Source organism: uncultured Allofournierella sp. (genome assembly GCA_944382705.1).
Lineage (GTDB): Bacteria > Bacillota > Clostridia > Oscillospirales > Ruminococcaceae > Allofournierella.
On sequence record CALWNE010000012.1, the window covers coordinates 43,260 to 52,055 of the forward strand.

Annotated in this window: 6 protein-coding genes and 2 tRNA genes; all 8 read left to right on the forward strand. The window is 50.2% G+C overall.

Annotation, left to right across the window (positions count from 1 at the left end; all coding sequences use genetic code 11):
• Nucleotides 1-183 precede the first annotated feature (183 nt).
• The 8 genes from ACH2EM_RS01655 (at nucleotide 184) to ACH2EM_RS01690 (ending at nucleotide 8,377) form a co-directional block, all read left to right on the forward strand.
• Nucleotides 184-972: a ParB/RepB/Spo0J family partition protein gene (locus ACH2EM_RS01655; protein WP_395150310.1), complete on the forward strand. Its 789-nt coding sequence runs from the start codon at nucleotides 184-186 to the stop codon at nucleotides 970-972.
• A gap of 692 nt (nucleotides 973-1,664) precedes the next feature.
• Nucleotides 1,665-2,426: a ParA family protein gene (locus tag ACH2EM_RS01660; RefSeq protein WP_395150311.1), complete on the forward strand. Its 762-nt coding sequence runs from the start codon at nucleotides 1,665-1,667 to the stop codon at nucleotides 2,424-2,426.
• 12 nt (nucleotides 2,427-2,438) lie between these two features.
• Nucleotides 2,439-3,302: a ParB/RepB/Spo0J family partition protein gene (locus ACH2EM_RS01665; RefSeq protein WP_395150312.1), complete on the forward strand. Its 864-nt coding sequence runs from the start codon at nucleotides 2,439-2,441 to the stop codon at nucleotides 3,300-3,302.
• A gap of 21 nt (nucleotides 3,303-3,323) precedes the next feature.
• Complete coding sequence (serS, locus tag ACH2EM_RS01670) at nucleotides 3,324-4,616, forward strand: serine--tRNA ligase (protein WP_395150313.1); 1,293 nt, start codon at nucleotides 3,324-3,326, stop codon at nucleotides 4,614-4,616.
• A gap of 280 nt (nucleotides 4,617-4,896) precedes the next feature.
• Nucleotides 4,897-4,973: transfer RNA gene (locus ACH2EM_RS01675), tRNA-Met, on the forward strand.
• 95 nt (nucleotides 4,974-5,068) lie between these two features.
• A tRNA-Glu gene (locus tag ACH2EM_RS01680) sits at nucleotides 5,069-5,143 on the forward strand.
• Nucleotides 5,144-5,263: 120 nt separating this feature from the next.
• Complete coding sequence (locus ACH2EM_RS01685; RefSeq protein ID WP_395150315.1) at nucleotides 5,264-6,106, forward strand: DUF368 domain-containing protein; 843 nt, start codon at nucleotides 5,264-5,266, stop codon at nucleotides 6,104-6,106.
• Nucleotides 6,107-6,331: 225 nt separating this feature from the next.
• Nucleotides 6,332-8,377, forward strand: coding sequence for a KUP/HAK/KT family potassium transporter (locus ACH2EM_RS01690; protein WP_395150316.1), 2,046 nt, complete (start codon nucleotides 6,332-6,334; stop codon nucleotides 8,375-8,377).
• Nucleotides 8,378-8,796 lie beyond the last annotated feature (419 nt).

An 8,796-nucleotide genomic window follows, 5' to 3' on the forward strand; every position in this document is an offset into this window, starting at 1 on the left:
AGGCTGCGGCTAAGCTTTCAGAGAACCAGGAATGTGCTGTTTTTTTGGTCCTGAAAAGGTGTGCCGCAGGGCTGTTTCGGGCGGGAAAGATTGGTCCTGAAACAGGGAATATAAAACCACTTGGGAAAGGATGAGGACTTGATGATACTGCCATACAAAAAACAGGGAAAAGGAAAGGTACTCATGTTGCCCATTGACCAAATTCAGCCCTGTCCCTTTCAGGCCCGCACACAATTTGAGGAAGAGGAACTGGCGGGATTGGCCATGAGCATTTTGGAAAACGGTTTGTTGCAGCCGGTAACGGTGCGCAAACGAGGGCAGAAGTATGAGCTGATTGCGGGAGAACGAAGGCTGCGGGCCTGCCGGATGGCCAAATTAAGCCAGGTACCTGCCATTTTGTGTGATTACCAGGACGAGCAAACCGCTGCATTAAGCTTGCTGGAAAATTTGCAGCGTCAGGATTTGAATGCTTTTGACCAGGCGAAGGGGATTAAAGAAATGATTGCGCTGTGGGGCTGTACCCAGGAAGAAGCAGCCCGCCGCCTGGGGATGGCACAGCCTACCTTAAATAATAAGCTTCGGCTGTTGGCACTCACACCGGAAGAACAAGCCTACTGCCTGGAGCAAAATCTCACCGAACGCCACGCAAGGGCAATTTTAAGACTGCCTGAAGGCCCCCAAAGGAAACGGGCGCTGGAGCAGTTTGCCCAGCAGGGCTTAAATGCCAGGCAGGCGGATGGACTGGTGGAACGGATGCTGACCCAGCCACCCCAGAGGCGGAAGAGAATTCCCATGGTGCGAGATGTGCGTATCTTTGTAAACACCATCAACAAGGCGGTGCAGCTGATGGTGGAGGCAGGAGTACCAGCGAAGGCAGAAAAAAAGGAGGAGGAAGGCTATCTGGAATACACGGTGCGCATTCCGGTGGAAGCTGCCAAGGTAAAGGAATATAGCCAGACTGTTGTCCCTTAACAGCAGGGGATTTTATGGAAAGCTCGAAAAATGTTCCACGTGGAACATTTTTCGAGCTTTTGGTTTATTCGGTTTTTTTGAACACCACCGCAAGCGTTTGATTTGGTATAAATTAAAATGGACGGATAATCCTGGAAAAGCGGATGGGCACTAACCGTGGTTACAAAAACACTGATTGATTTTAGGCAGGACGGCTGTTGGAGACTGGAAGTGCCGGAGAAGAACATCGGATTATTTGAAGAACGAAAGGAAAGATGCTTTAATTCAGGAAGGGCAAAATTTTTTGAAGATTTAATTAAAAAGTGGCGGAATGGTTGGAGACTGATTTTTGCATGGTGAAAGAAAAAAGCATAAAAGGCTCGGCTCGGCAAGTGTAAACGAAAAAATCGAAGTGCAACAATGCCATTGATTTGCTAAAGGAGTTAAGATGCCCTGAAAACAAATATAAAATCAGTTTGAATCAAAAAGAGAAGATTCGGTGGCTAGAAAGACAATCAGGAGTTGTGAAACAGCGTGCAAAATGTTCCACGTGGAACATTTTGCGAAAAACAGGCGGTTTGGGGCAGAAAATGATGGGCGATACTGTCCAGAAAGAATAAACTATGCTATAATACACAAAGAAGCCTGGTTGCAGACGGTATATTGCAAGCAGAGCCAATATTTACTTATAGAACAAACGGAGGGCGCAAGCGTTGGGTAAAATCATTGCAGTAGCGAACCAGAAGGGTGGCGTTGGTAAAAGTACCACCGCCGTGAACCTGGCGTCCTGTGTGGCACAGGAGGGAAAACGGGTTCTGATTGTGGACCTGGACCCTCAGGGCAATACCACCAGCGGCTATGGCATTTCAAAACGAAATGTAGAATATAGTGTATACGATTTATTGATTGGTCAGGTAAACACCAAGGATGTGATTCTGCACACAGAATTTCATGTGGATGTGGTTCCGTCCAACATTCAGCTGTCTGGTGCAGTGGTGGAACTGGTGAACATGGAGCGGCGTGAAAATCGCTTGCGGGAGGCATTGGCTCAGGTGAATTCCGATTACGATTACATCTTTATTGACTGCCCACCCAGCCTGGACCTGCTTACCTTGAACGGCTTGTGCGCCAGCGACTCGGTACTGATTCCCATTCAGTGCGAATACTATGCACTGGAAGGTCTTTCGGAGTTGATGAGCACGCTCAAAACCGTGCGCAAGCTGTACAACCGCTACCTGGAAATTGAAGGCGTGGTATTTACCATGTACGCAGGCCGATTGAATTTGACCTTGCAGGTGGTGGAGCAGGTGAAGAAATTTTTTGGGGACAAGGTGTACAAAACCACCGTGCCCCGCAATGTTCGCCTGTCGGAAGCACCCAGCTATGGACAGCCCATCAATTACTACGACCCGTCCAGCAAGGGCTGTGAGGCATACCGTGCCATGGCCCAGGAGCTGCTGGAGAACAATCGGTAAAGGAGTGGTAACATGGCAGTAAAAAAAGGCGGCCTTGGCCGGGGTCTGGAAAGCCTGTTTGAGGAGACCGTCCGGGATGTGGGAAATGATGTAATGACCCTGCCCCTGCGGGATATTGAGCCGGACAAGGAGCAGCCTCGCAAGGATTTTGCAGAGGAGCCCCTCAACGAGCTGGCGGCCAGCATTGCAGAACATGGCGTGCTCCAGCCTATTACCGTGCGCCCCTGCGCCACAGGGGGATATAAAATCATTGCCGGAGAGCGGCGGTGGCGTGCAGCCCGTCTGGCAGGGCTGACCGAAATTCCCGTGGTTATCAAGGATGTAACCGAAGGGGAAGCCATGGAACTGGCGCTGGTGGAGAATCTTCAGCGTGAGGATTTGGACCCGGTGGAAGAAGCCTTTGGTTACAAGCAGCTGATGGACCGGTGCGGCCTAACCCAGGAACAGGCCGCCAAGCGGCTGGGCAAGAGCCGAAGTTCTGTAGCCAACAGCCTGCGTTTGCTGAACCTGCCCCAGCGTGCGCTGGAGTGGCTGCAAACCGGCCACCTGACCCCCGGCCACGCCAAGGCCATTTTGGGCTTGGAAGAACCGGAACTTCAGGAAAAGGCTGCCCAGCAGGTGGTGGAGAACGATTTGAATGTTCGCCAGACCGAAGCACTTTGCAAAAAGCTGACCCAGCCGGAAAAGGAGCCCAAGGAACAGCCGGTACAGTCTACCCTGCCCAGCGAGGTGGAAATTGCCTTACAGCAGGTGCTGGGCAATGAGGTAAAGGTTGCTTACAAAAACGGACGGGGCAGCCTGACCGTGCATTTTTATTCCGACCAGCAGTTGACCGATTTTGCCAACCTGCTGGGCGCTTACCAAAAGGAACAATAAAAAAGAGGAGAGATACCCTGTATGTTGGATCTGCGTTTTGTACGAGAGAACCCTGAAGTGGTAAAAGAGAACATCCGCAAAAAATTCCAGGACAGCAAGCTGCCCCTGGTGGATGAGGTGATTGCGCTGGATTTGGAAAACCGCAACACCGTAACCGAGGCCAACACCCTGCGTGCAGACCGTAACCGTCTGTCTAAGGAGATTGGTGGCCTGATGGCTCAGGGCAAAAAGGAAGAGGCCGAGCAGGTAAAGGCTCAGGTGGCTACCCAGGCAAACCGCCTGAAGGAGCTGGAGGCCAAGGAAGGCGAGCTGGAGGAAAAAATCCGCAACATCATGCTCACCCTGCCCAATATCATTGATCCCAGCGTGCCCATTGGCCCCGACGACAGCCACAATGTGGAGGTTGAGCGTTTTGGTGAGGCTGTGGTACCTGAATTTGAAATTCCCTACCACACTCAAATTATGGAGAGCTTTAACGGTATTGACCTGGACAGCGCCCGTCGGGTATCCGGCAACGGTTTTTACTATCTGCTGGGTGACATTGCCCGGCTGCATGAGGGAGTGCTGGCCTATGCCCGTGATTTTATGATTGACAAGGGCTTTACCTATGTAATCCCTCCCTTTATGATGCACGGCAGCGTGGTGCAGGGCGTAATGAGCTTCCCCGAAATGGAGGCCATGATGTACAAAATAGAGGGCGAGGACCTGTACCTCATCGGTACCTCCGAGCATACCATGATTGGCCGCTTTATGGATCAGCTGATGCCCGAAAGCCAGCTGCCCCAGACCCTGACCAGCTATAGCCCCTGCTTCCGTAAGGAAAAGGGCTCCCACGGCCTGGAGGAGCGTGGTGTATACCGCATCCATCAGTTTGAAAAGCAGGAGATGATTGTGGTCTGCAAGCCTGAGGAAAGCATGGAATGGTACGAAAAGATGTGGAAGTACAGCGTGGAGCTGTTCCGCAGCCTGGATATTCCTGTGCGCCAGCTGGAGTGCTGCTCTGGTGATTTGGCCGACCTGAAGGTAAAGAGCTGCGACATTGAGGCCTGGAGCCCCCGCCAGCAGAAGTATTTTGAGGTGTGCAGCTGCTCCAACCTGGGCGATGCCCAGAGCCGCCGCCTGAAAATCCGTGTAAAGGGTGAGGATGGCCGCAACTACCTGCCCCATACCCTGAACAACACCTGCGTGGCACCTCCCCGTATGCTGATTGCCTTCCTGGAGAACAACCTGCAGGCAGACGGCACCGTAAAGATTCCCGAAGCACTGCGTCCCTACATGGGCGGCAAGGAGCTTTTGGTACCTGCCAACAAGTAAGGCAAGAGCAGGCACATTGCCAAGGGGACTGATTTTTGAACGGCGAAAAAAGCCAAGAAGAAAAAGACTGTTCCCCAAATACCGCAACATACAGCGCTGTTTTAACCACCCCGGTTTCGTAAAACCGGGGTGGTTTTTTGCAGGGCAAAGCAAAACAACAGGAAAAACAAAAAACCATAAATTTCCATTTATTTTTTTAAAAAACTTTTAAAAAATCGTTGACAAATCCATCATGATTGAATATAATATAAAAGCACCCACTTGAGGGAGCAACATACATGGCGGTATAGCTCAGTTGGCTAGAGCATTCGGTTCATACCCGAAGTGTCACCGGTTCAAATCCAGTTACCGCTACCACTTAATACAAGGTTTAGCTAGGATACTTGGGGGTTGCCCGCAATAGTGGGTGATGAAGTATGCTTGCTGTTTTAGCTAAACTTTGTATTTTATAAGGCCCATTGGTCAAGCGGTCAAGACATCGCCCTTTCACGGCGGTAACCCGGGTTCGATTCCCGGATGGGTCACCAAAACCCGAATCTGCTCCCAAAAGCAGATTCGGGTTTCTTTTTTGCAATTTATCGCGCATACAATAGTAAAACAGAAGCAGCCGGAAAGCCGCTTCAACCAAGAAAGGGGATTGTTTGATTTTGGAGAATAACAAGCAGCAAAAAAATCTGTTCAGCCTGCTGTTTCAGGTGTTTCAGGGAGCACTTATTGGTTTGGGTGCAGTTTTGCCGGGTATTTCTGGCGGTGTGCTCTGTGTGATTTTTGGAATTTACAAGCCGGTGATGGAGCTGCTCTCCAACCCGGTGCGGAACTTTAAAACCCATGTGCCTCGCTTGATTCCTGTTATTATTGGTATGGGCATTGGCTTTTTGGGCGTGGCAAATGTTCTGGCGTTCTTTTTGGATCAATACCCTGAACCTTCTGTTTGCGTGTTTGTGGGCCTGATTGCCGGTATGCTGCCCAGCCTGCTGCGTGAAGCAGGCCAGAAGGGCCGCACCAAGGGCTCTTATATTTCCATGGTAGTAGCCTTTGCAGTGGTTCTGGGCCTGCTGGTGGGTCTGGAGACCTTCTCGGTGAAGATTACTGCAAACTTTGGCTGGTATCTGTTCTGTGGATTCTGCCTGGCTCTCAGCGTAATTGCCCCCGGCATGAGCTTTTCCACCCTGCTGATGCCTCTGGGCCTGTACACCCCCTTTGTGGAGGGTCTGGGCCATCTGAACCTCAGCGTGCTGATTCCGGGCGGTATTGGTGCCTTGGTGACAGTAATCTGCCTGGCAAAGGCCATTGACAGCCTGTTTGAGCATCATTACTCCATTGCGTTCCATGGCATTGTGGGCATTGTGGTTGCCGCAACCCTGGTGATTGTACCCTACAACAGCTTTGCAACCTCCTCCAGCATGGTAGTTAACCTGATCTGCCTGGCAGTGGGCGTGGCAGCTGCGCTGGCACTGGACCGCTTCAACAGCAAATTTGAAAAAGAATAATGCGTTTTTTCGGCACCTGCAAAACACGGCAGCATCGTGTTTTGCAGGTGCTATTTTTTGTTGCAAAATATAAAACATAAAAAGCCATTGACTTTATCCACTAAAAGGAGTAGATATGTAGGTACACAGCAACAAATCAAAAGGAGACAGGCAGGCCCAAGGACGATGCGCTGGCGGCTTGCCCTTTGTTGTGTGAAGACGAACAGAAAATAAAAGGAGGAAACAATGCAGCAGATACAAAAACATACAGCCATACCAATCAGTGCGGCTGCGGCATTGGTGGCCATTGGTGTGGTGTACGGCGATATTGGCACATCGCCCATGTATGTCATGAAATCCATTATGGCCGGAAACGGGGGATTGGCGGCAATGAACTCTCAGCTTGTGCTGGGTTCACTCTCGCTGATTATCTGGACGCTCACCTTACTTACCACCGTAAAATATGTTCTGGTGGCCATGCAGGCAGACAACCATGGCGAGGGCGGTATTTTTTCGCTGTACAGCATACTGCGCAGAAATGGAAAGCACCTGGTGTTTTTTGCAATGATTGGCGGCGCCGCATTGCTGGCAGATGGGGTGCTTACCCCCGCCGTTACCGTAACCACCGCCATAGAAGGTTTGCGAAGCATTCCGGCGCTGGATGCCCTACTGGGTGTGGGGCAGGGCAGAATTGTGCAGATTACGCTGCTGATTATTGCGGTACTGTTTTTGATTCAAAGGGCAGGAACAAGCTCCATCGGTAAGGCTTTTGGGCCGGTGATGATGGTTTGGTTTTTGTTTTTGGGTGGCCTGGGCATCTACCGCATGGGCATGGATTTGAGCGTGCTGCAGGCACTGAATCCCTTACTGGCGCTGCATGTGCTGGTGGGCCCCTATAATAAGATGGGGATTTTTATTTTGGGCAGTGTGTTCCTGGCCACCACCGGTGCCGAGGCGCTGTACTCGGACATGGGCCATGTGGGCAAAGGGAATATTTACATCAGCTGGCCTTTGGTAAAAATCTGCCTGATACTCAACTACCTGGGCCAGGGCGCATGGCTGATTCAGCACCAAAACGATGCCAGCTTGTATGAGCTGGAGGATTTGAATCCCTTCTTTCAGATGATGCCCCAGGGGATTCGTCCCGTAGCAGTGCTGCTGAGCACCTTGGCGGCCATTATTGCTTCTCAGGCATTGATTACCGGTGCATTCACCATGGTGGCAGAGGCCTGCAAACTGGATTTGCTGCCCCATATGCAGGTAATCTATCCTTCCCACACCATGGGCCAGCTGTATATTCCTTTGGTGAACAGCTGTCTGTGGGTAGGCTGCTCGCTGCTGGTGCTGTATTTCCAGAGCAGCCATCGCATGGAGGCGGCCTATGGCCTGGCCATTACCGTAACCATGCTGATGACTACCTTACTGCTGTTTGTGTTTTTAAAAACCATCAAAAAGAAAACGGTTACGGCTTATTGCTTTTTGGTGTTGTTTGGCGGCCTGGAGCTGATGTTCCTGTTCTCCAGCCTTACAAAGTTTTTGGATGGGGGATATGTGGCAGTAACGCTGGCAGCACTGCTGTTGGCGGTGATGTACATTTGGCATCGGGGCACCCAGGTAGAGGAATCCCAGGCTATTTACCTAAGTGTAGATAAGTACAAGGAGACCCTGAAGCGTTTGCGTGGAGATGAAACGGTGCCCTGCTTTGCAGATAACCTGGTTTACCTTACCAAAAGCCGTTACTGCAATTTTGTGGAGCGGGACATTCTGTATTCTATTTTGGAAAAAGGCCCCAAGCGGGCCAAAGCCTATTGGTTTGTAAATATCCATGTGGAGGATGTACCTTATAAAAAGGAATATTCGGTGGAGAGCTTTGGCACCGATTACATCTTTCGGGTACAGCTGAATCTGGGCTTTAAGGAAAACCAGCGTGTAAATGTGTATCTGCGGCAGATTGTGCAGGAATTGATGCGCAGCGGCGAGCTGCCCCACCAGCAGCAAAATTATGCGGTACAGACTCCAGGCATTGTGGGAAGTTTCCGTTTTTGCATCATCCGCAAAAGAGTAGTGCCGGAAAGCGAGCTTTCGGTATCGGATCAGAACATTCTCACCGCAAAGTATGCAATCCGCCATGTGGCAGGATCTCCGGCCCGCTGGTATGGCCTGGAGAACTCGGTGTTGGCAGTGGAGTATCTGCCCTTGTTTGTAAAGATGAAGGCAAATGCACCCTTGCTGCGCAAGGAAGCTGCGCATAGAGAGCCTGCTGAGCCGATAAAAGAGCATACTGTAGGATAATCACAAATCCATAAAAATAGGCCTATTATTATAAAGTAAGATTAAATCCAACATTCGATTTGGTTCGCTTTGCCCCCGGAGCACATTATAATGTGCTCCGGGGATTGTTTTAAGTAAGCCGTTAGCAGAGTTTTAAGGGCAAAAAAGGTGATTTTCAAATAAATCACACTTTTTTGAAAAAAGGTGTTGACTTCTAGGCATGGAATGTGATATTATAACTGAGCCGCAGATAACGCGGTTGTCGCTGAAAAGCTGAATAAAAAATCTTGAAAAAGTACTTGACAAAGCACTGAAGACAAGATATAATAAACAAGCTATCTCGCAAGAGAAAAGCGACCAGGACCTTGAAAATTGAACAATATCAAGAAGCTTGAACGGAACCTTAATTGTGATGGAAAATCACATTAAACAATTCCAAA

Coding starts and splice junctions, on each gene's coding strand:
- ACH2EM_RS01655 (WP_395150310.1), top strand. CDS start 184: ATGTTGCCCATTGACCAAATTCAGCCCTGTCCCTTTCAGGCCCGCACA.
- ACH2EM_RS01665 (WP_395150312.1), top strand. CDS start 2,439: ATGGCAGTAAAAAAAGGCGGCCTTGGCCGGGGTCTGGAAAGCCTGTTT.
- serS (WP_395150313.1), top strand. CDS start 3,324: ATGTTGGATCTGCGTTTTGTACGAGAGAACCCTGAAGTGGTAAAAGAG.
- ACH2EM_RS01690 (WP_395150316.1), top strand. CDS start 6,332: ATGCAGCAGATACAAAAACATACAGCCATACCAATCAGTGCGGCTGCG.